The following is a 22,774-nucleotide window of genomic DNA, read 5'->3' as shown; positions in this document are numbered from 1 at the left end:
TATGGAACAAGGCGCCGGGCGTATGCCGTCCGCACACGAAACCTGCTTTGCGCGAGGCCTGATGCCGGCGTGTCAGGGTTTCGCTGTTTCCAGCCGGAAGATCTCGATCTCCGTCCGGCGTCCCGGGACGGCGTGGAGGCCGAGGCTGCGCAGGTTGGACCGGTCGCCCGCGGCCAGTGCGACGGTCTCGCCGCTGGCCAGCACAACGATCTCGTCCGCCGGGGCCACGGCCTTGCCCAGCTGCTCCAGCCGGTTGCCGAGATTCACCGCGTCGCCGACGATGGTGTAGCCCGACCGGCCGCTCATGCCGATGTTGCCGGCCACCACCGGGCCGCTGTGCAGGCCGATGCGGACGCGCAGCGGCGCCAGGCCGCGGCCGCGCCGGTCGGCATTGTCGGCCGCCACCGCCGCGGCGATGGCGCGGGCGGCGCGCAGGGCCCGGTCGGCATGGTCCGGCTGGTCGTCCGGCGCGCCCCAGAAGGCCATGATGCAGTCGCCGATGAACTTGTCGATGGTGCCGCCCTCGGCCTCGACGCAGCGGCCCAGCAGGTCGAAATGGGCGTTCAGCATGGAAGCGACCTCGGCCGCCGGCATCTGCTCGGCCGCGGCGGTGAAGTCGACGATGTCGGTGAACATCACCGTCACCAGCCGATCCGCCGAGGGCACGGCACCGCCGCTGCGCAGCAGGCGCCGCACCAGCGCCTTGGGCACATAGGTCTCGAGCCACCGCAGCCCGGTCAGCATGGTGTTGTAGGCGCGGGCCTGCTCGTTCAGCTCGGAGAACAGGCTGCCGGGCAGGGGGCGCAGGGACGCGAAGTCGAGCGAGCCGACGGCCCGCACCTCCCGCGCCATGGCGCCGACCGGGCGGGCGATGGCGCGGCTGACGGCGATCGCGACCAGGATGGCGATCGCCAGCACCGCGAGCCCGGCCAGCGCGGCGCGCAGCAGGTCGTCGGTCGGCTTGTCCAGGGCCGAGACCGGCACCTCGACGCCGACGATCAGCGGCGCCGGGGCGTAGCCCTCGACCGCGCGGGTCAGGATGACGCGGCCGTCATCGCCGAGGCGCACGACGCGGGCCTCCAGGTCGATGTCGCCCACCGTCTCGCGCTTCGCCTCGGTCCACAGCGCTGCCAGGAACGGATCACCGACCTGCTCCAGCAGGGGCAGGGGATGCTCGGCCGACAGGGCCGGCCGCCGCACCGCCATGGCGGGATGCGCCAGCACCCGGTCGCGGCCGTAGAGGATGAAGGGCGTGGTGCCGGGATTGGCCTCCGAGATCGTCCGCAGATGGCCGGACAGGTCGTCGACCGTGATCGTGGCCCGCAGCACGCCGGCGAAGCGGCCCTCGGCCTGGACCGGCCGGCGCAGATTGGCCACCGAGGTGCGCATCGCCTCCGCCGGCACGAAATAGACCGGACCCCAGGCGGCCTGGTCGCTTCCGCGCGCCTCCTCGATCTCGCGCCGCTCCTGGTCGGTGCGGATCGTGTCGGTGAAGGCGAAGACGCCGTGCGGGCCCTGGGTGACGCCGCGGATCGTGCCGTCAGGGGTGACGAAGGACAGGACCCTGACCTGCGGCGTGCCGGCCAAGGCGCCGGTCATCAGCCGGTCCAGCGCCGCTCCATCATCCGTACGCCCGGCCGCGATCTCCCGCGCCAGGAAGGCCAGTTGGTCCTCGACCGGGGTGAAGCGGTCGGCGATCCGGGCCTGGACCGAATCGAGCCCGAGCTGCGCCGCCCGGGCCAGCAGGTCGCGGGTGGTGCCGGCGGTCATGAACCAGAACACGGCCAGCACGTCGATCGCGGTCAGCGCCACCAGCCCGGCCATCACCACCGCAAGGGTGCCGGACAGCGGGATGGTGCGGCGCCGGGCGGACGCGGCACGCCGATCCGTGGTGGTCTCCGCCTCTGTCGCCAACCAACCTCTCCTCGCGCTGGCGGCACTCTACACCACGTCGGGAAGGCGGACGTGACATCGCTTCTCGATCCGACTCTTGCTAGAGCTCCCCGCGCCGGCCGGGCGGAGGGGGAGCGCCGGGTGTCGGTCCACCCACTCTTGAACGACGAAAGCACGATCGATGAAGACCAGCACAGCCCTCCTGCGTTCCGGGCGGGCGATTCTGCGCCGCTGCATCGGCGCGGCGCTGCTATCGGCCGCGGCGGCGCTTCTCCTCGCCGGTGCCGCGGCCGCGGACCAGCCGTTCACCCATCCGGGCCTGCTCCACACCGACGAGGATTTCAGTCGGATCAAGGCCCGGCTGGTCGCCAGCACCCAGCCCTGGCAGGACGGCTGGAACCGGCTGACCGCCAACGGGCAGGCCTCGCTCTACTGGAGGTCGTGGCCGCAGGCGGTGGTCTATCGCGGCAATGACGGCGCGCACTCGCAGAACTATTCGCTGCTGTACAAGGACGTCGCCGCTGCCTACGCCCTGGCCCTGCGCTGGAAGGTCAGCGGCGACAGCCACTATGCCGACAAGGCGGTGGAGATCATGAACGCCTGGTCGGGCACGCTGACCGCGATCCGCGGCAGTGCGGACGCCGCCCTGGCGGCCGGCATCTACGGCTATGAATTCGCCAATGCGGCCGAGCTGATGCGCGGCTACTCCGGCTGGTCCGCGGCGGATTTCAAGCGCTTCCAAAACATGATGCTGACCGTGTTCTACCCGATCAATCACGACTTCCTGGTGCGCCACAACAACGCCCGCATCGACCATTACTGGGCCAATTGGGATCTTGCGCAGATGGCCTCGATCCTGGCGATCGGCGTGCTGGCCGACCGGCGCGACCTCTATGACGAGGCCGTCGCCTATTTCAAGGCCGGCGCCGGCAACGGCTCGGTCGGGCATCTGGTCTGGACGCTCTATCCCGACCAGGGCATGGGACAGGTGCAGGAGAGCGGCCGCGACCAAGGCCACACCACCCTGGACATCGCGCTCGTCGGCGCCCTCTGCCAGATGGCCTGGAACCAGGGGGACGACCTGTTCGGCTATGACGACAACCGCGTCCTCAAGGGCGCTGAATACGTGGCGGCCTACAATCTGGGCGAGACGGTCCCCTACACCACCTACCGCAACAGCGACGTCACCCAGACGGAGATATCCAGCGCCGGCCGCGGCTCCGATCGGCCGGTCTGGGAGCTGCTGTATAACCACTATGTGGTGCTGAAGGGGCTCAGCGCGCCCCATATCGCCGCCTATGCCGCGAAGCTCCGGCCCGAGGGCGGCGGCAATTACGGCCCCAACAGCGGCGGCTACGACCAGCTCGGCTACGGCACGCTGATGTACACGCTGCAGCCGATCCAATAAGGCTGGCTCGCCGACATGATCACCGTGGCCGGACGCCGGCCGCGTCCGCCACAGCCGTTCCGGGCGTCACCTCCTCCGCCTCCACCAGGTAGCGGTAGGGGCCGCGGGTGGTGGCGTCGAAGGGCCAGCAGGTGGCCAGCACCAGGTTGCGGCCGGGCGCCCGCGGGTCGATGCCGGAGACGTCCCAGGTCGCCACCCGCGTGCCGGTCACCCGGAAGGTGACGTGGCGCCCGTCGCGGCGGCTGACGTCGATCTCGTCGCCGACCCTGACGTCGCGCAGGACCCGGAAATGAGTGTCGCGATGGGCGGCGTAGACGGCAGTGCCGGGGTCGCCGGCCTCCGGCGTGTCCTGGACATGGCCGGGGCCGAAGGCCAGGGCCTGGCCGCTGGCGCCGGCCAGGGCGATGGCGCTCTCGCCCAGCCGCGGCAGCTCGATCCGGGCCACCGGCCAGGTGTCGGCCCAGGGCCAGGGCTTGACCGCCCGGCCGGTTTCCAGGGTCGCGGCGAAGGCGCGGTCCAGCAGCACCTGCGCCAGCATCGCCTTGGCGTGGATCCAGACGCCCTGGCCGGCCAGCACCAGACCGGCCAGGACGAGGAGGAGGGCGATCAGCCGGGACTTCGGCCGGCGCGGGTGTTGGCCGGCCAGGGGATGGGGCAGCGGCAGGGTCGCGCTCATGCCCGGCCTCCCTTCGACCGGCGGCCGAACCCGAGGACCGCCAGCCCGGCGATCAGCAGCAGGAGCCCGGCGATGATCCGCAGCTCGGCGTCGGTCGCGGTCTGCGGCAGCACCACATCCTCCACCGGCATCGGCTTGCCCGCGGCCGCCGGGGCGTCGGAGCGGGCGGCGGCGGGCAGCAGCAGGCCGGCCTGGCGGAACTCGGGCTTGGGCCTGGCGCCGAAGACCTTCTCGAAATCCCAGCCGGCGGGGAGGTTCAGGGGGATGTCGTTGCGGCTCAGCGTCGCCCCGTCCGGCCGGCGCGGCGTCCGGTCGACCGCGACCAGGCTGGTCAGCCGCGTCACCAGATGGTGCTGCAGCGCCAGCGACAGGATCCGCTGGTCGGCCTGCTCCGGACCGATCTGGCCCAGGGTCTGCGCCACCTCGGCATCGGCGATCCTGCGCCGCGCCCACAGCTTGGACAGGCCTTCGCCCTTCGCCGCCTGCGCCACCGGCAGGGTGACGATCCAGGGCCGGTCGCCGACCATGCCCTTGACCTCGATCGTGCCCGACAGCGCGGCCAGCTTCGCCGCCAGCACCACCGGCTCGCCGCGATACAGGTCGGGCAGCGTCTCTGGCGTCGCGTCGGCGGCACCGGCCGAGAAGCGGGCCGACAGGTTGGTGACGACCGGGCTCTCCAGCTTCTCGAACAGGCTGCGCATCCGCTCCTCCACCTGCTCCGGCGCGCCGATCTGGGTGAAGGTGCCGCGGCCCAGCTCGGCGGCGCGGGTCATCAGATAGGTGTTGGGGGCGGAGCCGATGCCGACCATGAACACCCGCGACCGGCCGCGCATGCCGGCGACGGTGTCGAACAGCTGCTGCTCGTTGCCGATGGCGCCATCGGTCAGGAACACCACCTGGCGCAGGCGCGGCGCGCCATCATCACCGCGGTCGGCCCCATTGTGCTCAGTGAGAGCCGCCTGCATCGCCGGCACCATCTCGGTGCCGCCCGACGCCTCCAGGCCGGCGACGAAGGACTTCGCCCGGCCGACATGCCCGGCATCGGCCGGCACCACGTCCGGGAACAGCACGTCCAGCGTGTCGTCGAAGCGCACCACGTTGAAGCGGTCGGCAGGGGACAGGCGGCCGAGGGCGTAGAGCAGGCTGGACTTCGCCTGGTCCATCGAGGCGCCGCCCATCGACCCGGAATTGTCGATCACGAAGACCACGTCGCGCGGCCGCTTGTCCTCTGTCTGCTGCAGCGCGGGCGGGGTGACGAAGGCCAGGAGATAGTCCTCGCCGGCGACCCGCTCGCGGAACAGCCCGACCGAGGGCGCGGCGCCGGCCGCCGGGGTCCAGCTCAGCTCGAAGTCGCGATTGGCCGGGACCGGGCCCTTCATCGTGACCACGCGGCTGTCCGGGCCCTGCGCCTCGATGTCGACGGCATGGTTGGCGCTGACCACCTCGCCGAGCGGGAAGCCGGCCTGCAGCCGCAGCTTCAGGGTCACCGGGTTGACCGGCGCGTTGCCGCGCGGGTCCAGCACCGGCGGGGTGATGCGGTCGCGGCCCGGCACCGGGTCGGTGTCCGGCACCGGGTCGGTGGTGGTCCGGCCCCAGCCGCCCTGGCCGGGCTGGAAGTCGACCGACTGGGACACCGGCGTCGGGTTGTAGCGCGGCGCCACCACCAGCGGCACGCGCAGCGAGAAGCGGTCGCCCGACTGGCGCACGGTCTCCTGATATTCGATCTGGATCAGCACGGTCTCGCCCGGACCGACATTGGCGACCGAGGTGGTGAACAGGTTCGGCCGCTCCTCCTCGACCAGCCCAGCGGTCTGGCCGGCCTGCTTCGCCGCCTCGTAGGTGCGGCGGGCCTCCTCGCGGGCGGCGATGTCGCCGGTGATGACGCGGTCGCCGACCACCATCTTGAGGGTGTCGACCGCGCCGTCCTCCGGCAGCGGATAGACATAGACGGCCTCGACCCACTGGTCGGTCGGGTTCTGGAACACCTGGGTGACATGGGCCCGCGCCGTCGGCCCGCTGACCGTCAGGTCGACATCGGTGCCGAGGCGCGGCGCCTCGACGTAGCGGCCCTTTTCATTGGCGCGGAACAGCAGCGCGCCGGACTGCATCTCGCCCGGCGTCACCAGCGCCGGCCCGGCCTCGGCCCGGGCGGCGCGTCCACCGGCGGCCAATGTCAGGACCGCCAGCAGCAGCGACAGCAGCAGCAAAGGTGCCGCGTGCCCGAACCGGGACTGGAGCGCCGGCCACATCCCCGCCGGCGCCTCCCTCGTCATGCCCCTTGTCATGAAACCCATAGAACCCTCCGAAACACTTCGGCCGGCGTCCGTCCGGCCTGGGTTTTTGTCCGTCCGGCGGGCTTTGTCCGGCCACGGTGATGATCCGGCTTGTTCCGCAGGCGGCGGCCGGGATAGGTCTTGGTCCGCACCGGCCTGTGCGGATCGGTGCGGATTTGTCCGGAGGAGGGCGCCTTGGTCGGGCTGTCGACGCACGCGGCCGAGCACGAGCTGTCGGAGGAGCAGAGCCACGTCGTCGCCGGGCTGGTGCGGGAGGAGCTGGCGCGCCGCCGCATCTCCCGCCAGTTCCTGGCCGACCAGGCGAAGATCAGCCTGTCGACGCTGGAAAAGGCGCTGTCCGGGCGCCGGCCCTTCACCCTGCCGACGCTGATCCGGCTGGAGGAGGCGCTGGGCGTCAAGCTGCGCCACCCGGAGCCGCGGCCGGCCGCCACCCCCGTTGCCGCCGCGCCGGCGGCCCTGCCGGTCGGGGTGGCCGCGGCCGATCTCGGCTCCTATGCCCGGCCGGCCGTGTCCTGGATCGAAGGCGTCTACCTGACGCTGCGCCCGTCCTTCGGCGATCGCCGGGCGATCTACGCCTACCGCACCGAGATCCACTGGGACGATGCCGGGTCGCGCCTGGCGTTCCGGGAATCCGAGCGGGTCGACGCGGCCTTCACCCAGAACGGCGTCGTGTCGGTGCCGAACCAGTCCGGCCACATCTATCTGGTGACCAACACCCACGGCCAGTACCGAATGGCGATCCTCGGCCGGCCGGCCATCACCGGCGAGATGCACGGCATCCTGACCACGCTGCAGGCCGGCCCGGGATCGCAGCTGACGCCGGTGGCGTCGCCGATCGTGCTGGTGCCGATGGCGGCGGCCGGACCGGCGGCGGAGTTCGGCCGCATCGGGCCGGACCAGCCCTGCCATCCCCGCTACCGCGACATCCTGCGGCGGACGGTGGAGGAGCCCTTCGCCCGCTTCCTGCCGGTGACGGCGGACTGATGCGGGCTGGAGCCGGCTCTGGGGTCGAAAGTCCTGCCGCAAGCGGAACGCTTCGCACCGGCGCACCGGCATGTCCGTCCCGGACCGGCGCGATGACGGACTCCCGGGAATCGTGCTAGGTCGGCAATGCGCTGATCGCCGGGATGACCGCCATGCCCAAGATCGACCTCGCCGCCGTGCCGGAACGCAAAGGCTCGGGCTATCCGCACCCTTTCGACGCGCCCTGCGCCGACCGCATCCGGCAGCGCCTGGGCCAGGCCGGCGGGCTCGCCGATGTCGGGGTCAACCTGATGCGCCTGCCGCCGGGCGGCTGGTCGAGCCAGCGCCACTGGCATTCGGAGGAGGACGAGTTCGTCTACGTGCTCGACGGCGAGCTGACGCTGGTCGAGAATGGCGGCGAGACGGTGCTGCGCGCCGGCGACTGCGCCGCCTTCCCGAAGAACTCCGGCAACGGCCACCACATGATCAACCGGTCGGGTGCCGTGGCGGTCTATCTCGAGGTCGGCACGCGCTCGCCCACCGACGTGATCACCTGCTCTGACATCGACATGATGAGCCCCAGCACCGACGGCCGGTTCCTGCACAAGGACGGCACGCCCTATCCCGAGCCGCGGTAGCGGCGCCGCATCCCTTCGTCCATCCCGAGACCAGGAGGTAGCCCATGGCCGAGGTCCTGCTGTTCCATCATGCCCAGGGGCTGACCCCCGGTGTGTGCGCCTTCGCCGACGCGCTGCGGGCCGCCGGCCATGTCGTGCACGCGCCGGACCTGTTCGACGGCCGCATCTTCGGCAGCATCGACGAGGGCATGGCCCATATCCGCGAGGCCGGGTTCGACGATCTGCGCGAGCGCGGCGTCCGCATCGCCGACGACCTGCCGTCCGGGCTGGTCTATGCCGGCTTCTCCTTCGGCGTGCTGCCGGCCCAGAAGCTGGCCCAGACCCGGCCGGGGGCGCGCGGCGCCCTGCTGTTCCATTCCTGCCTGCCGATCAGCGGCGACTGGGCCTTCGGGCCATGGCCGGAGGGCGTCCCGGTCCAGATCCACGGCATGGACGCCGACCCGATCTTCGTCGGCGAGGGCGACATCGACGCCGCCCGTGAGATCGTGGCCAAGGCCGAGGACGCGGAGCTGTTCCTGTACCCCGGCGACCAGCATTATTTCGCCGACAGCTCGCTGCCGTCCTACGACCCGGAGGCGACCGCGCTGCTCACTCGGCGGGTGCTCGGATTCCTGGGGCGGGTCTGATCCCGCCGGCGACTGTGCTGGGAATCCGATCAATCGGATCTGCACAATCTATTTGTCCGATCTAACCGGGCGTCTCATTCTGGCTTCGATCCAGCGACGCGGCAGGCGGCCGGCCGGAATCCCTGTTCGTTTGCTCTCCAGAAGACGGCGGCTCCCGGCCATGGCCCGGGGGGCCGGCCTCGACATTCCGACGGGAGGAAGACCATGGAATATCGCAAGCTCGGCAACAGCGGCGCGGTGGTGACGGCCTACTGCCTCGGCACCATGACCTTCGGCAAGGAGGCGGACGAGGCCACCGCCTTCGCGCTGATGAACGACTATGTCGAGGCCGGCGGCAACTTCCTCGACACGGCCGACGTCTACGGCACCGGCGTGTCGGAGGAGATCATCGGCCGCTGGCTGAAGAGCCGGCCGGGCATCGCCCAGAGCCTGGTGATCGCCACCAAGGGCCGCTTCCCGATGGGGCAGGGGCCGAACGACCTGGGCCTGTCGCGCAAGCATCTGGGGGCGGCGCTCGACGCCTCGCTGCGGCGCCTGGGCGTGGAGCAGGTCGACCTCTACCAGATGCACGCCTGGGACGCGCTGACGCCGCTGGAGGAGACGCTGCGCTTCCTCGACGATTCGGTCCGCAACGGCAAGATCGCCTATTACGGCTTCTCGAACTTCCTCGGCTGGCAGCTGACCAAGGCGGTGTGGCTGGCCAAGGCCAACGGCTGCGCGCCGCCGGTGACGCTGCAGCCGCAGTACAACCTGCTGGTCCGCGACATCGAGCACGAGATCGTGCCGGCGGCGCTCGATGCCGGGATCGGGCTGCTGCCGTGGTCGCCTTTGGGCGGCGGCTGGCTGTCGGGCAAGTACAAGCGCGACCAGATGCCGACCGGCGCCACCCGCCTGGGCGAGAACCCCCAGCGCGGCATGGAGGCCTACGACGCCCGCAACGCCAGATCGACCACCTGGGCGGTGATCGGGGCGGTCGAGGACATCGCCCGGGCGCGCGGGGTCGGCATGGCGCAGGTGGCGCTGGCCTGGGTCGCCGCGCAGCCGGCGGTCACCTCGGTGATCCTGGGCGCGCGCACTCCGGCGCAGCTGGCCGACAATCTCGGCGCGGCGACGCTGGCGCTGAGCGGCGAGGAGATCGCCGCGCTCGATGCGGTCAGCCGGCCCGAGATGGCGGAATACCCCTACGGCACCGGCGGCATCAACCAGCGGCGCCGCAAGATCGAGGGCGGGCGCTGAGGCGGAAGCGGTCGGCGGGCGGAGGAAGCGTGTAGGCTGGGTTCGCCATGGCGAACCCAGCATCCAACCGTTGGCACCATCGTCGCCATGTTGGGTTCGCGTGCCGCGAACCCAACCTACGACCGGAGGTCAGTCCTGCCCGCCGGCATCACCGCTTGCTTCCAGCTTCCGGCGCAGCGCCGCCATGACGCCGTGCGTCGTCGCGATGTCCTCGACCCGCAGCCCTTCGGCGAGCCCATCGACCCAGGGGGCCTGCAGGCGCATGGCAGCGTCGAAGGTTTCTCTGCCCTTGCCGGTCAGCACCACCAACTGCGCCCGCCGGTGATGCGGGTTGGGCCGGAAGGCGACCAGCCCTTCCGCCTCCAGATCGTTGACGATGCGCTGGACGTTCTGGCGGTTGGCGCCCATGTCGCGCGCCAGCCACGCCACCGGCTGCGGCCGGTCCGCCGCGACGATGGTGCCGAGCACCTGCCAGCGGGCGCTGGTCAGGCCAAGGCCGGCGACCAGCCGGTCCCCCGCGCTGACGATCCGACTGTTCAGCCGGAACAGGTCGAGGATCAGGTCGGTCAAGGCGGTCCCCACCCGCGTTCGCGTCGCTCCGGTCATCCGTCACCATGCAGTGATATTGACATCATGATGTCAATATGGTTGTTATGGTCATCTAATTTGACATCATGCAACCATATCGGACGGAGCTTGTCATGCCGCAGTTGCGACCCCTGGATCCCGCCTTCCCGATCGACCGCCAGATCGCCGTCGACGCCGCGCCGGTCGTGCTGGTCAACGTCTTCACGATGGACCCGGCCGACGAGCAGGCCTTCCTCCGGGCCTGGCAGGGCGATGCGGAGATCATGAAGCGCCAGCCGGGCTTCATCTCGACCCAGCTGCACCGTGCGGTCGGCGACAGCCCGACCTATCTGAACTATGCCGTCTGGGAATCGATCGCCGACTTCCGGGCCGCCTTCACGAACCCGGAGTTCCGGGCGAAGCTCGCCGCCTATCCGTCCTCGGCCGTCGCGTCGCCGCACCTGTTCCAGAAGACCGCGGTGCCCGGCATCTGTGTGGCGTAGCCGGCCGGGTTACCCGCCGCCGGCGACGCTCTGGGCCAGCAGCTGGTTGCGGATCTCGACATGCGGGAACCCGACCACGGTGGCCCGGCGGCCGCTGGCGACCTTGGGCTGGTCGGGCGGCACCACTACGGTCCAGGCCTCGGTCGGGGTCTGCAGGCGGAACGAGGTCACGCCGTTGCGGCGGGAGACGCCGTCGATCCGGCCGGTCACGGTGATCGGCGTGCCGGTCGCGTATTCGCGCGGATCGGCCGGCGCCGCCCCGCCCGCCGTCGCCGAGACGGCAGGATGGCGCGGCTCGGGCGCGACCGGCGACCGGCGCGGCTCTTCGACCCGGGTATCCGGCGGCACCGGATAAGGCATCGCCTTCTCCGGCACGGTCGCGGGGGCCGGTGCTGTGGGGGTGACGGTGGTCTGCTGGGCCCGGGCCGGCGATGCGGCCACCAGGCCGGCGAGCAGGGCGGCGGCGGCCGCGCGGGGGAAGGTGACCATGGCTTCGCTCTCCAACTTCGGCGCCGGGGCGGTAACCCGGCGGCGGGAACTGCGGGCCTCAATCTCCGGCAAAGCCGGGATCTCCGCAGCTTAAGAAATGGAGAGCATCGGTCCAGGTTCCAAAGCCGGCCCGCGAAGAACCTTGCGCCGGCCCGCGGCGGCGCCATGATGGCGCGTCTCGACGGAACGGGGAGCGACAGGGTGTCCGATCTTCTGCTGGTCGGCTGCGGCCGGATGGGGAGCGCGCTGGTCAAGGGCTGGCTGGCGGGCAAGGCCGCCGACCGGATCTGGGCGGTGGAGCCGGCGGAGCTCGGCCTCGCCGACCCCTGCCTGCATCATGTCCGCGACGCCGCCGGGCTGCCGGCCGACCTCGCGCCCGAGGTGGTGGTGCTGGCGGTGAAGCCGCAGATGATGCCCGAGGCGCTGCCGGACTATCGCCGCTTCGTGCAGCCGGGCACGCTGTTCCTGTCGATCGCCGCCGGCCGCACCCTGGCGTATCTCGAGCAGGGGCTGGGGGCCGAGGCCGCGGTGGTCCGCGCCATGCCGAACACGCCCGCCGCCATCGGCCAGGGCATCTCGGTGCTGGTGGCGAACACCGCGGTGACACCGGGCCAGCGCAGGCGTGCCGAGACGCTGATGCAGGCCGCCGGTCAGACCGCCTGGATCGAGGACGATGCGCTGATGGACGCGGTCACCGGCGTTTCCGGCAGCGGCCCGGCCTATGTCTTCTATCTGATCGAGGCCCTGGCCGAGGCCGGCCGCGCCGCCGGCCTGCCGGCCGGGCTCGCCATGCAACTGGCGCGGCAGACCGTGGTCGGCGCCGGCGCCCTGGCCGGGGCCGCGACCGAGAGCGCGGCCGAGCTGCGCATCGCCGTGACCAGCCCGAAGGGCACCACCCAGGCGGCGCTCGACGTGCTGATGGCGCCGGACGGGCTGCAGCCGCTGATGACCAAGGCGGTCGCCGCGGCGACCCGGCGCGGCCGGGAACTGGCCTGATGGCCAGCAGCGGTGAGCGCGTCGCCGCGGCGCTGGCGGCGGCGGGGCATGCGCCCGAGATCCGGGTGTTCGACGCCTCGACCCGCACCTCGGCCGATGCCGCGGCGGCGATCGGCTGCACGGTGGCGCAGATCGCCAAGTCGCTGGTGTTCCGAATCCGCGGCAGCGCCCGGCCGGTGCTGGTGATCGCCAGCGGCGTCAACCGGGTCGACGAGGCGGCGGTGGCCGCGGCGCTGAAGGACCGGATCGACGGCGCCCGGATCGAGCGCGCCGATGCGGGTTTCGTGCGCGACGCCACCGGCTTCGCCATCGGCGGCGTCGCCCCGGTCGGCCACGCCACGCCGCCGCATGTGGTGATCGACCGCGACCTCCTGGCGCTGCCGCGGATCTGGGCCGCGGCCGGGACGCCGAACTCGGTCTTCGCCCTGACGCCGGAGCAGCTGGTGGCCTTGACCGGCGGCGTCGTCGCCGATGTGGCGAAGCGCGCGCCGTGATCGGCCATCTGTCCCTCGGCGTGTTCGACCTCGACCGCGCCATTCGCTTCTACGATGCGGTGCTGGCCCCGGTCGGCATGGTGCGGGTGTGGGCCGGCACCACCGCCGCCGGCTACGGCCCGCCCGGCGGCAACGACAAGCTCGCCTTGATGCTGCAGCCGCAGCCGGTGGTGCCGCCCGGGCCCGGCTTCCATCTCGCCTTCAATGCCGCGACGCGCGAGGCCGTCGACCGCTTCCACGCCGCCGCCCTGGCGCAAGGCGGCCGGGATGCCGGCGCGCCCGGGCTGCGGCCGCATTACGGGCCCAGCTACTACGCCGCCTTCGTCTATGACCCGGACGGCCACAAGCTCGAAGCCGTCTGCCAGTAGGCTGGCGGACCGAAGCGCGACGGCGGCCGTTGACTCGCTCCGTTGCGGGACGCTACGACAGGCGCATGGCGACGACGATCACCCTGAAGCGCACCACCAAGACGACCGCTGCGGCGGGCGTTCTCTGGCGCGCGCGGTGACGGCCGCGACATAACAGCCAGAGGCCCCGCCGAGGACGGACGGGGCCCCAGGTTCAGCCATCGTCCCTCCCGGCCCACAGGAAGGACGACATCATGCTTTCATCATCCGATCTGCAAGAGGCGCGACGCGGCGTACGCTCGCCCGACCCGGTGGTCGCGATCGTCGGCGCCACCGGCGCCGTCGGCATCGAGCTGCTGCGCTGCCTGGAGGCGCGGCGCTTCCCGGCCGGGGAGGTGCGGCTGCTGGCCTCGGCGCGCTCCGCCGGCCGGCGGATCCCGTTCCGCGGGCGCGAGCTGATGGTCGAGGAATTGACGGAAAGCAGCTTCGCCGGCGTCGACATCGTGCTGTTCTCGGCCGGGGCCGGCATCTCCCGGCGCTACGCCCCGGCGGCGGTGGCGGCCGGGGCGGTGGTCGTCGACAACTCCTCGGCCTTCCGCATGCAGCCCGAGGTGCCGCTGGTGGTGCCGGAGGTGAACGCGGCGGCGCTGGCGGCCCATGCCGGCATCGTCGCCAACCCGAACTGCGTCGCCGCGATCCTGACGGTGGCGCTGGCGCCGCTGCACCGGGCGCATCCGCTGCGGCGAGTGACGGCGGCGACCTACCAGTCGGCCTCCGGCGCCGGCGCCGCGGCGATGGAGGAGCTGCGCGACGCCACGGCCGCCCATCTGCAGGGCCGGCCCTTCGAGCCCAAGGTGCTGCCGCACCCCTATGCCTTCAACCTGTTCAGCCACAACGCCGATGTCGATCCGGCCAGCGGCTACAATGGCGAGGAGCTGAAGGCGATCGCCGAGACCCGCCGCATCCTGGGCGCGCCGGATCTCCCGATCGGCATCACCTGCATCCGCGTGCCGGTGCTGCGGGCCCATTCGATCGCGCTCTCGGTCGAGTTCGACGCCGTGGTGACGCCGGAGGAGGCGAGGGGCCTTCTCGAAAGGGCGCCGGGGCTTCGCCTGGTCGACGACCGTGCCGCGAACCACTTCCCGATGCCGTCCGAGGCCAGCGGCCGGGACGAGGTGCTGGTCGGCCGCATCCGGAGGGATCTCGGCGACCCCAGCGGCCGCTCCCTGGCCTTCTTCGTCTCGGGCGACCAGCTGCTGAAGGGGGCCGCCCTCAACGCCGTCCAGATCCTGGAGCATCTGCGGGCGTGATGTCGGAACCGGTGGCTGCTCGCCTTCGCGCCGAATTGCGCTAGATTGGAACCGATTGCGTCGGCTCCGTTCTTCGGGGCCGACGCCCGGGGGGCCGCAAGGCCGAGCGCGCGAGGGCCGGGACCATGCCGAAGAAGGCGGATATTGCGAACCACATCGTCACCACCGCGGTCGACCTGGCGGCGGAGAAGGGGTGGCGCGCCCTGACCCTCTCCGACGTCGCCCAGGCGGCGCGGGTGCCGATGTCGGCGCTGTACCGCCACTGCCCGACCAAGCCGGAGCTGCTGGCCGGGTTCAGCCGGATGATCGACCAGGCGGTGCTGTCCGAAGGCCTGCCGGGTGCCGATGAGAGCCCGCGCGACCGGCTGTTCGACCTGCTGATGCGCCGCTTCGACGTGCTGTCGGGCCACCGTGCCGGGATCAAGGCGATCCTGCGCGACCTGCGGCTCGACCCGTTGACCACGCTCTTGCAGGCGCGGCAGCTGGAGCTGTCGATGCGCTGGACGCTGCAATCCGCCGGCATCTCGACCTCCGGCCTGCTCGGCCGGGCGCGGGTGCAGGCGCTTTGCCTGATCTACGGGCTGGTGCTGCGGGCCTGGGAGCAGGATGATTCGCCGGATCTCGACCGCACCATGAAGGCGCTGGACCAGCGGCTGCGCCAGGCCGAGCAGTGGGAGAACACCTTCAGCCGCGGCCGGGGCGAACGCCGGGCGGAGCAGCCGGCCGAGGAGCCGCGGGCCCAGGCGGGACAGGAGCCGACGCTGCACTAGATGGCAATCGGTTGCGCTGGATGACAACTTTGCTGCAGTGCACAATTTCCGTTTGCGGTGCGGTCGGCCCCGTGTAAGGTGCTGTTTAATTGTGCAATCAGGAGTTGGGCCATGAGCAAGGTGCCGCCGGTCTGGGACGTCGACTTCACCAAGCTGCTGAGCGAGTTCAAGGTGCCGGGCGTCGACCTCGACGCGGTGCTGCAGGCCCAGCGCAAGAACATCGAGGCGCTGACCGCCGCCAACCGCACCGCGGCCGAGGGGCTGCAGGCCTTCGCCCGCCGCCAGGGCGAGATCCTGCGCCAGAACCTGGCCGAACTGCAGAGCCAGTTCTCCTCGATCGCCGCGCCCGGCGCGCCGGACGAGAAGCTGGCGAAGCAGACCGAGCTGGCGAAGTCCGCCTTCGAGAAGGCGATCGCCGACATGAAGGAGCTGGCCGAGCTCCTGGCCAAGTCGAACACCGAGGCCGCCGAGATCGTCAGCAAGCGCGTCAGCGCCAGCTTCGACGAGCTGAAGACGGTCCTGAAGGCGCCGACGACGAAGCGCTGATCCCGACATGAGGGAAGGCCGCCTCCGGGCGGCCTTCTTGCCTTTCGGGCGCCGGCGCGTCAGGTTGCGCCGGTTTTCGCGGAGGGCAGAATGACGAACAGCTACGACGATTTCGCCAAGGTCGACATCCGGGTCGGCACCATCGTGGCGGTCGACCCCTATCCCGAGGCGCGCAAGCCGGCCTACAAGCTGACCGTCGACCTGGGCCCCGAGATCGGGCAGAAGCGCAGTTCCGCCCAGCTGGTCGCGCTGTACACGCCGGAGACGCTGCTGGGCCGCCAGGTCGCGGCGGTGGTGAACTTCCCGCCGAAGCAGATCGGCCGCTTCCTCTCCGAGATCCTGGTGCTGGGCTTCCCCGATTCCGACGGCAACGTCGTGCTGGCCGCGATCGAGCGGCCCGTGCCGAATGGCGGGCGGATGTTCTAGCTCTCCGCGATTGACGCGGCGCCGCGTCCCGCCGATCATCATTGCGATCGCAGGATCAGCCATACCCTCCACGTGACTGGCGAGACGGGGAGCACCCCGAGGGAGCGTGGAGGACCGTTTCGATGCCGCTCGCCTGGGCAGCCTTCCTTGGAAGCTGGTCGGGCGATTCGTGTCCAGGCATCGAAACGGAGCAGCCCCGAATGGAATACCAGCACCAGCCCGACCCGGTCGATCTCGATCCGCGAGCCCGCTTGGCCGCCGCCGATCCGGAGGCCGCCGCCATCCTCGAGCGCGAGGAGCGCCGGCAGAGCCAGGGCCTGACCCTGATCGCGTCGGAGAACCACGCCTTTCCGGAGCTGCGGCCGCTGCTCGGCTCGGTCTTCGCCGACAAATACGCCGAGGGCCAGCCGCGCCGGCGCTACTACGGCGGCAACCTCCATGCCGACGAGATCGAGGAGCTGGCCCAGGGCCGGGCCAAGGCGCTGTTCGGGGCCGAGTACGCCAATGTCCAGCCGCTGTCCGGGTCGCCGATGAACCAGGCGGTGTATTTCGGCCTGCTCGCCCCCGGCGACACCATCCTGGCGATGGACCTGTCGCATGGCGGCCACCTGACCCATGGCGCCCCGGTCTCGGCCATGGGCCGGATCTTCCGCTTCGTCCGCTACGGCACCGTGGCCGGCGGCGGCTTCGACTTCGACGCGATCCGCGAGACCGCGCGGCGCGAGCGGCCGAAGCTGCTGATCACCGGCTTTTCCTCCTACCCGCGCGACACCGACTACGCCGCCTTCAAGGCGATCGCCGACGAGGTCGGGGCGATCACCATGGCCGACGTCTCGCATATCGGCGGGCTGATCGCCGGCAAGGCGCTGCCGAACCCGCTGGCGGCCGGCTTCGACGTCGTCACCACCACCACGCACAAGACCCTGCGCGGGCCGCGCGGCGGGCTGATCCTGTGCCGCGAGCCGTTCCGCAAGGCGATCGACCAGGCGGTGTTCCCGGGGCTGCAGGGCGGCCCGCATATGGACCAGGTGGCGGCCCTGGCCACCGCGCTGCACCTGGCGGCGCAGGATGAGTTCCAGGCCTATGCAAGCCGCGTGCTGGACAACGCCAAGGCTCTGGCCGAGGCGCTGCAGGGACGCGGCGCGCAGCTGGTGACCGGCGGCACCGACAACCACCTGATGGTGGTCGACGTGGCCGCCAGCTTCGGCATCGACGGCGACGAGGCGCAGCAGCGGCTGGACCGCGTCGGCCTGGTCTCGAACAAGCAGGTGGTGCCGGACGACGCAAGGCCGCCGCTGCGCCCCTCCGGGCTGCGGCTCGGCACGCCGGCCGTCACCACCCGCGGCATGCGCGAAGGCCAGATGAAGGCCCTGGCCGACCTGATCGTCGACGCGGTCACCGGCGCAAGGCCGGAGGCGGCGCTGGCGAACGCGGTGCGGGATTTTGCCCGGAGATTCCCGATCCCCGGGTAGGAGCGCGTAGGTTGGGTTCGCGACAGCGAACCCAACCCTCTTTTGCACGGCCCCCAATGTTGGGTTCGCGATGCGAACCCAACCTACGCCGTCGGCTTGAATCCCGCCCTCTCGCCATAGGCGAAGCACTCCTCGGCCGATGGAATGGCCCGTGATGTGCTGTACGAGCCGAGGCTGAGCGCCGCGACGCAGACGCCCAGCCGCAGCCCTTTCTCCACCGGCCAGCCCTCGTGCAGCCCCAGCATGACGCCGGAGGCCAGGGCGTCGCCGGCGCCGTTGGTGCTCTTGACCGATTCCGGCGGCACCCAGGCCGCGCCCTGGCGCCACAGGCGGCCGTCGCGGTCGGCGGCGACCACGCCCTCCGGGAAATGCACCACCGCCAGGGTGGACACGCCCATGCGGATCAGCGCCGCGGCCGCTTGCTCCACCAGCGTCCAGTCCGGCCGGCCGTCGCGATGGGTCTCGACGCCGGTCAGCGCCGTCGCCTCCAGCTCGTTGATGATGATGCTGTCGAGCAGCGGCAGGCACGGCACCGTCAGGTCGCGCAGCCGGTCGCCGGCCACCCCGACCAGCTCCAGATTGGTGCGGTGGCCCGAGGCGCGGGCGCGGGCCAGCACCTCGGTGAAGCCGTTGCCGTTGCCCTGGGGCGCGTCCATCCGGGCATGCACCCCGGGCGACCCGACATGGAAGATCCTGGCGGTCGACCCCGCCAGGTCGAAATGCCCGGGCGAGAGCAGGGCGTTGACCCCCTCCTGGTAGAAGAAGGTGCGCCGCCCGCCCTCGGCCACGATCATCACGTCGGTATAGGCCGTGCGGCCGCCCGGCAGCACCGCGATCCGGCCGGCGCCGATGCCGTGGTCGCGGCAGACCTGCAGCGCCAGCTCGCCATAGACGTCGTCGCCGACCACGCCCACCACCTCGATCGGGAAGGGCGCGCCCAGGCGGGCGAGGTCGACCGCCATGTTGAAGCCGGGACCGCCGGAATCCGGCGTCTCCTCCACGATCTTGGCGACGTGTTCCTGCGGCGGGAAGCGGTCGAGGACCTTGTTGACGTCGATGCAGATCGTGCCGCCGCAGATGATGCCGGAGCGCATCTCAGCCCTGCTTCAGCACGGCTTCGGTGGTCTGCACGTCGTCGGCCAGCGGCCGCAGCGGGGTGATGCCCTGCTTCTGCAGCTCGCCGTGATAGGCGCGCACGGCCTCCTCCGGCGCGATCGTGCCGTCCGCCACCTGGCGCATGAAGCTCACCATCGCCAGCGGCGATTCCGCCAGGTTGATCTTGCGGCCGAACAGGGCGACGCGGGCGCCGTACTTCTCGGCCTGGTGCAGCAGCTCGAAGCAGTCGCGGGTGGTGCCGGCGCCGCCGCCCAGCACGCCGACGACGATGCTCGGGTCGAAGCTGGCCAGCTCCTCCAGCGCCTTCGGGCCGTTATAGGGGATCTTCAGGAACTGCGGCCGGTCGGCCTTCATCACCCCGGCCAGGCAGCGCAGGATGCAGTCGTTCAGATAGTGCGGCTGCACCGCCGGGTCGATGCCGGTGGCGACATTCGGGTTGAACACCTCGAAGAAATACTTGAAGCCGTTGGCGGCGCAGTCGGCCCGGAACGCGGCGAAGGCCTCCAGCGACCGGACGTCGGCGTCGAGGTCGTTGTTGAAGGTGACGGAGTAGAGGCCGAGATCGGTGCCGGTCACCGGCGCCTTCGGGTCGGGCGCCGTGCCGCCATGCCTCACCTGCGGCAGGACGGCCGAGCGGAACGGCCGCGACGGCTGCTGCGCATAGGTGCCGCCGCGCACCACCCAGACATCGGTGGTGTCGTTGGCGCGGATCGCCGGCTTCACCTTGCTGTTGCGGAAGGTGCCGCTCTCGACCAGCCGCTCCAGGTTCGAGGCCGAGACCAGCATGATGTCGACGATGTCCTGCTCCACCACCTGGCGGATGGTGTCCAGGAACTCGTCGCGGGTGCGGTAGCGGGTCCAGCTGCCGTCCGGCGCGCGCTTCGGGCCGGTCGAGGTCAGGCTCGGCCCCATGTCGCCGTCCTTGGCGTCGGCGATGATGAAGTCGCTGCGCTTGTACTGTCCGGCGCGGATGCGGGCCAGCTTCTCGTCCAGGCGGGTCATGCTCGGTCTCTCGTCTTTCGGTCGGTTGGGGGAAGGAATCATTGGGCCGTCTCGGCGTTCGGGGCCGGCTGGTCGCCCGGCATCGCCCCGGTCATGATCGCCACCACCTCGGCCATGCTGTGGCGCTGCGGCGAGGTGACGGCGACGCGGCGGCCGAGACGCATCACATGGATGCGGTCGGCCACCTCGAACACGTTCGGCATGTTGTGGCTGATCAGGACGACCGGCAGGCCGCGGTCGCGGATGCCGCGGATCAGGTCCAGCACCTGGCCGGTCTCGCGCACGCCCAGCGCCGCCGTCGGCTCGTCCATGATCACCAGCTTGCGGGCGAACACCGCGGCGCGGGCCACGGCGACGCCCTGGCGCTGTCCGCCGGACAGGCTCTCGACCGCATGGGTGATCGAGGGCAGGCGGAAGCGCAGCTCGTCCATGTGGCGCTGCGCCTCGCGGCGCATCCGCGGCTTGTCCAGCAGCCGCAGCCAGCGGCCCAGTGGGCCGGGCCGGCGCAGCTCGCGCCCCAGATAGAGGTTGGTGGCGATGTCCAGGGCCGGCGCCACCGCCAGGTCCTGGTACACCGTCTCGATGCCGCGGCGGCGGGCGTCGAGAGGGCCGTGGAACCGCACCGGCTGGCCGTCCAGCCGCACCTCGCCCCCGTCCGGGGTGATGGCGCCGGACAGCACCTTGATCAGGGTCGACTTGCCGGCGCCGTTGTCGCCGACCACCGCCAGCACCTCGCCGTCGCGCAGCTCGAAATCGACGCCGCCAAGTGCCGTGACATGGCCGTAGCGCTTGACCACGCCGCGGGCCTCCAGGACGGTCGCGGTCATACCCGCCTCCATCGTGACAGCTGGTCCAGCGCGACCGCGGTGATCACCAGGACGCCGGTGACCAGGTCCTGCCACAGCGGGTCGATGCCGATCAGGGTCAGGCCGTTGCGCAGCACGCCGACGATCAGCACGCCGATCAGCGTGCCGATCAGGCTGCCGCGGCCGCCGAACAGGCTGGTGCCGCCGATCACCACCGCGGTGATGCTGTCGAGGTTGGCGGTCTGCATCGCGTTCGGGTCGGCGTTCGGGATCCGCCCCAGCGCCAGCCAGGCGCCGATGCCGTAGAGGAAGGCGGCGAAGAGGTAGACCGACAGCAGCCGCCGCTGCACCGGAATGCCGACCAGTCGCGCCGCCTCCGGGCTGTTGCCGATGGCGTAGACATGCTTGCCCCAGGCGGTCTGGTTCAGCAGGTACCAGACCAGCGCGTAGAGCCCGAGCATGATGATCATGCCGTAGGTGACCACGGCGCCACCCAGGCGCAGCGTGTTGCCGGACCAGCTCAGCAGGTCGTCCAGCACCGGGAAGGCGCCGCCGCCTGAGAACAGCCGGGTGGCGGCGGTGACGATGCCGAGCATGCCGAGCGTGACGATGAAGGGCGGCAGCTTCAGCCGGCTGACCAGCGTGCCGGTGATCAGCCCGACCAGGCTGCACAGCCCGATCGCCAGCAGCAGCGAGGGCAGGGCGGCATGGCCCTCGTCCACCAGCTTGCCGGCGACGATGGTGCCCAGCACGGCGATGGCGCCGGTCGCGAGGTCGATGCCGGCGGTCAGGATCACCAGCGTCTGGCCGATCGCCAGCGTGCCGATGATCACCGATTGCTGCACGATCAGCGACAGGTTGCCGGGGGTCAGGAAGCGGTCGCTCATCGCCGTGAACACGGCGGCGAAGGCGACCAGCACGATCAGGGGCCCGAGCGGCGGCGTGGTCAGAACCCGCGCGGCCCGACCGATCCAGGACGAGGAAGGGGCCATTGCTCTCTCGTTCGGGAGGGGATGGGCGGGCCTGATGCGGCCCGCCCCGGTCGCGCTGGTCATCAGCCCCAGCAGTTCTTCTCTCCGAAGTCGAGATCCTTGGACTCCAGCCCCGGCAGCGGCTTGCCGGTGATCAGGAAGGAGCCGGTGTTGACGAAGCCGGTCGGCTTCTTGCCGCTCTTGGCGTATTCGGCCACGGCGTCGACGCCCATCTGCGCCATCTTGTACGGGAACTGCATCACCGTCGCGGCGACCCGCCCGTCCTTGACGTATTTGACGCCCAGGCAGCCGCCGTCGATCGAGGTGACCACGATGTCCTCCTCCTTGCCCGCCGCGCGGATCGCGGCGTAGGCGCCTTGCGCCGCCGGCTCGTTGATCGTGTAGACGACGTTGATGTCGGGGTGGGCCGACAGCAGGTTCTCCATCGCCGTCTGGCCCTTGTCCTGGGCGCCGTTGGTGTTCTGCTTGCCGACGATCACGGCGTCGCCCTCGGCGATGCCGAAGCCCTTGAGGAAGCCGTCATGGCGGAAGGTGTCGACCGTGCCGCCCGGCGTGCCGTCCAGCATCGCCAGCTTCGGCGCCTTGTCGCCCAGCGCCTTGCGGGCGTACTGGCCCTGCTGCACCCCGGCCTCGAAATTGTCGGTGGCGAAGGTGGCGTCGACCGCGTCCGCCGGGTCGGTCGCGGTGTCCAGCGCGATCACCAGGATGCCGGCGTCGCGCGCCTTCTTGACCGCGCCGAGCACGCCGGTCGAGTTGTTCGGGGTGATCAGGATGCCCTTGGCGCCGGCGCTGATCAGGTCCTCGATCGCGGCCACCTGGCCCTCATTGTCGCCGTCGAACTTGCCGGCGCGGGCGATCAGCTTCAGGCCCTTGGCCTTGGCCTCCGCCTCGGCGGCCTGACGCATCTTGACGAAGAACGGATTGACCTCGGTCTTGGTGACCAGCCCGACGATGGCCTCCTGCGCCATCGCCGCCGTGCTGCCGGCGGCCAGGGCCAGCCCGATGGCGCCGGCGGCGAGCAGGCCGGCGAGGCGGCGGGGGTTCGGAGCAAGCGCAGACCTCTGCGATCGGATCATCGCGGTTTCCTCCTGTTTGCGGGCGGGCGCTTCTGCGGCGCCAGCCCTGCGCATTGGCCGGACGATTGACCGGCGATGGCCACGATAGATCGGGCTTTTGATCGGAGTCAATCCGATGATCTGGATCT

The 22,774-nt window shown here is 71.2% G+C and carries 24 protein-coding genes and 1 riboswitch; of the genes, 14 read left to right on the top strand and 10 right to left on the bottom strand.

Annotated features, from left to right (window positions below):
- Positions 1-72: 72 nt before the first annotated feature.
- Positions 73-1,914 carry an adenylate/guanylate cyclase domain-containing protein gene (locus ACFW16_RS06325; protein ID WP_380302956.1) on the bottom strand — a complete coding sequence of 614 codons (1,842 nt, stop codon included), beginning with the start codon at positions 1,912-1,914 and terminating at the stop codon, positions 73-75.
- Between the two features lie 160 nt (positions 1,915-2,074).
- On the opposite strand from ACFW16_RS06325, the gene ACFW16_RS06320 reads away from it, so the two are divergent.
- Complete coding sequence (locus ACFW16_RS06320; RefSeq protein ID WP_380302954.1) at positions 2,075-3,301, top strand: alginate lyase family protein; 1,227 nt, start codon at positions 2,075-2,077, stop codon at positions 3,299-3,301.
- Between the two features lie 19 nt (positions 3,302-3,320).
- On the opposite strand, the gene ACFW16_RS06315 is transcribed toward ACFW16_RS06320, so the two are convergent.
- On the bottom strand, positions 3,321-3,977 hold the full coding sequence (locus ACFW16_RS06315; protein WP_380302952.1) for a class GN sortase: 657 nt from the start codon (positions 3,975-3,977) through the stop codon (positions 3,321-3,323).
- Positions 3,974-6,250 carry a marine proteobacterial sortase target protein gene (locus ACFW16_RS06310; protein ID WP_380302951.1) on the bottom strand — a complete coding sequence of 759 codons (2,277 nt, stop codon included), beginning with the start codon at positions 6,248-6,250 and terminating at the stop codon, positions 3,974-3,976. Before ACFW16_RS06310 ends, ACFW16_RS06315 begins: the two co-directional genes overlap by 4 nt.
- Before the next feature lie 141 nt (positions 6,251-6,391).
- Here ACFW16_RS06310 and ACFW16_RS06305 point away from each other — a divergent pair, with 141 nt between their 5' ends.
- From ACFW16_RS06305 to ACFW16_RS06290, 4 genes are all read left to right on the top strand, one after another.
- Positions 6,392-7,255 (top strand): multiprotein-bridging factor 1 family protein, encoded by an 864-nt coding sequence (locus ACFW16_RS06305; RefSeq protein ID WP_380302949.1) that lies wholly within the window; start codon positions 6,392-6,394, stop codon positions 7,253-7,255.
- 152 nt (positions 7,256-7,407) lie between these two features.
- Entirely contained in the window at positions 7,408-7,872 is a 465-nt protein-coding gene (locus ACFW16_RS06300) for a cupin domain-containing protein (protein ID WP_380302947.1), read from the top strand.
- Positions 7,873-7,916: 44 nt separating this feature from the next.
- Entirely contained in the window at positions 7,917-8,498 is a 582-nt protein-coding gene (locus ACFW16_RS06295; RefSeq protein ID WP_380302945.1) for a dienelactone hydrolase family protein, read from the top strand.
- A gap of 204 nt (positions 8,499-8,702) precedes the next feature.
- Entirely contained in the window at positions 8,703-9,734 is a 1,032-nt protein-coding gene (locus ACFW16_RS06290) for an aldo/keto reductase (RefSeq protein ID WP_380302943.1), read from the top strand.
- Positions 9,735-9,863: 129 nt separating this feature from the next.
- Here the strand turns inward: ACFW16_RS06290 and ACFW16_RS06285 are convergent, their stop codons facing one another.
- Positions 9,864-10,304, bottom strand: coding sequence for a MarR family winged helix-turn-helix transcriptional regulator (locus ACFW16_RS06285; RefSeq protein ID WP_380302941.1), 441 nt, complete (start codon positions 10,302-10,304; stop codon positions 9,864-9,866).
- Between the two features lie 131 nt (positions 10,305-10,435).
- Here ACFW16_RS06285 and ACFW16_RS06280 point away from each other — a divergent pair, with 131 nt between their 5' ends.
- Positions 10,436-10,804, top strand: a complete 369-nt coding sequence (locus ACFW16_RS06280; RefSeq protein WP_380302939.1) for an antibiotic biosynthesis monooxygenase family protein — start codon at positions 10,436-10,438, stop codon at positions 10,802-10,804.
- Positions 10,805-10,813: 9 nt separating this feature from the next.
- On the opposite strand, the gene ACFW16_RS06275 is transcribed toward ACFW16_RS06280, so the two are convergent.
- Positions 10,814-11,293, bottom strand: a complete 480-nt coding sequence (locus ACFW16_RS06275; protein WP_380302937.1) for a hypothetical protein — start codon at positions 11,291-11,293, stop codon at positions 10,814-10,816.
- A gap of 201 nt (positions 11,294-11,494) precedes the next feature.
- Here ACFW16_RS06275 and proC point away from each other — a divergent pair, with 201 nt between their 5' ends.
- The 8 genes from proC to glyA all read left to right on the top strand — a co-directional run bounded on the left by proC (position 11,495) and on the right by glyA (position 17,654).
- Complete coding sequence (proC, locus tag ACFW16_RS06270) at positions 11,495-12,289, top strand: pyrroline-5-carboxylate reductase (RefSeq protein ID WP_380302935.1); 795 nt, start codon at positions 11,495-11,497, stop codon at positions 12,287-12,289.
- On the top strand, positions 12,289-12,783 hold the full coding sequence (locus ACFW16_RS06265; protein ID WP_380302933.1) for a YbaK/EbsC family protein: 495 nt from the start codon (positions 12,289-12,291) through the stop codon (positions 12,781-12,783). Before proC ends, ACFW16_RS06265 begins: the two co-directional genes overlap by 1 nt.
- Entirely contained in the window at positions 12,780-13,151 is a 372-nt protein-coding gene (locus tag ACFW16_RS06260) for a VOC family protein (protein WP_380302931.1), read from the top strand. Before ACFW16_RS06265 ends, ACFW16_RS06260 begins: the two co-directional genes overlap by 4 nt.
- Before the next feature lie 233 nt (positions 13,152-13,384).
- A complete protein-coding gene (locus ACFW16_RS06255; protein WP_380302929.1) occupies positions 13,385-14,440 on the top strand; it encodes an aspartate-semialdehyde dehydrogenase in 1,056 nt (351 codons plus the stop codon).
- Between the two features lie 125 nt (positions 14,441-14,565).
- Complete coding sequence (locus ACFW16_RS06250; protein WP_380302927.1) at positions 14,566-15,210, top strand: TetR/AcrR family transcriptional regulator; 645 nt, start codon at positions 14,566-14,568, stop codon at positions 15,208-15,210.
- 111 nt (positions 15,211-15,321) lie between these two features.
- Positions 15,322-15,756, top strand: a complete 435-nt coding sequence (locus ACFW16_RS06245) for a phasin family protein (RefSeq protein ID WP_380302925.1) — start codon at positions 15,322-15,324, stop codon at positions 15,754-15,756.
- A 90-nt stretch (positions 15,757-15,846) separates the two neighbouring features.
- A complete protein-coding gene (locus tag ACFW16_RS06240) occupies positions 15,847-16,182 on the top strand; it encodes a tRNA-binding protein (protein WP_380302923.1) in 336 nt (111 codons plus the stop codon).
- 62 nt (positions 16,183-16,244) lie between these two features.
- Positions 16,245-16,328: riboswitch (ZMP/ZTP riboswitch) on the top strand.
- Between the two features lie 54 nt (positions 16,329-16,382).
- On the top strand, positions 16,383-17,654 hold the full coding sequence (gene glyA / locus ACFW16_RS06235; RefSeq protein ID WP_380302921.1) for a serine hydroxymethyltransferase: 1,272 nt from the start codon (positions 16,383-16,385) through the stop codon (positions 17,652-17,654).
- 83 nt (positions 17,655-17,737) lie between these two features.
- Here the strand turns inward: glyA and ACFW16_RS06230 are convergent, their stop codons facing one another.
- The 5 genes from ACFW16_RS06230 to ACFW16_RS06210 all read right to left on the bottom strand — a co-directional run bounded on the left by ACFW16_RS06230 (position 17,738) and on the right by ACFW16_RS06210 (position 22,646).
- Positions 17,738-18,748 carry a carbohydrate kinase family protein gene (locus ACFW16_RS06230; RefSeq protein WP_380302919.1) on the bottom strand — a complete coding sequence of 337 codons (1,011 nt, stop codon included), beginning with the start codon at positions 18,746-18,748 and terminating at the stop codon, positions 17,738-17,740.
- Position 18,749: 1 nt separating this feature from the next.
- The gene (locus ACFW16_RS06225) at positions 18,750-19,772 is read right to left on the bottom strand and encodes a hypothetical protein (protein WP_380302917.1); all 1,023 of its coding nucleotides are present in this window, start codon (positions 19,770-19,772) and stop codon (positions 18,750-18,752) included.
- A 38-nt stretch (positions 19,773-19,810) separates the two neighbouring features.
- Entirely contained in the window at positions 19,811-20,599 is a 789-nt protein-coding gene (locus ACFW16_RS06220; protein WP_380302915.1) for an ATP-binding cassette domain-containing protein, read from the bottom strand.
- Positions 20,596-21,570: an ABC transporter permease gene (locus tag ACFW16_RS06215; protein ID WP_380302913.1), complete on the bottom strand. Its 975-nt coding sequence runs from the start codon at positions 21,568-21,570 to the stop codon at positions 20,596-20,598. The genes ACFW16_RS06220 and ACFW16_RS06215 overlap by 4 nt, the downstream gene beginning before the upstream one ends.
- 62 nt (positions 21,571-21,632) lie before the next feature.
- The gene (locus tag ACFW16_RS06210) at positions 21,633-22,646 is read right to left on the bottom strand and encodes a substrate-binding domain-containing protein (protein ID WP_380302911.1); all 1,014 of its coding nucleotides are present in this window, start codon (positions 22,644-22,646) and stop codon (positions 21,633-21,635) included.
- Between the last annotated feature and the right edge of the window lie 128 nt (positions 22,647-22,774).

It is taken from the genome of Inquilinus sp. NPDC058860, from assembly GCF_042743185.1.
In the GTDB taxonomy this organism is placed as follows: Bacteria; Pseudomonadota; Alphaproteobacteria; order DSM-16000; family Inquilinaceae; genus Inquilinus.
This window is presented reverse-complemented; position numbering and strand designations above follow the sequence as displayed.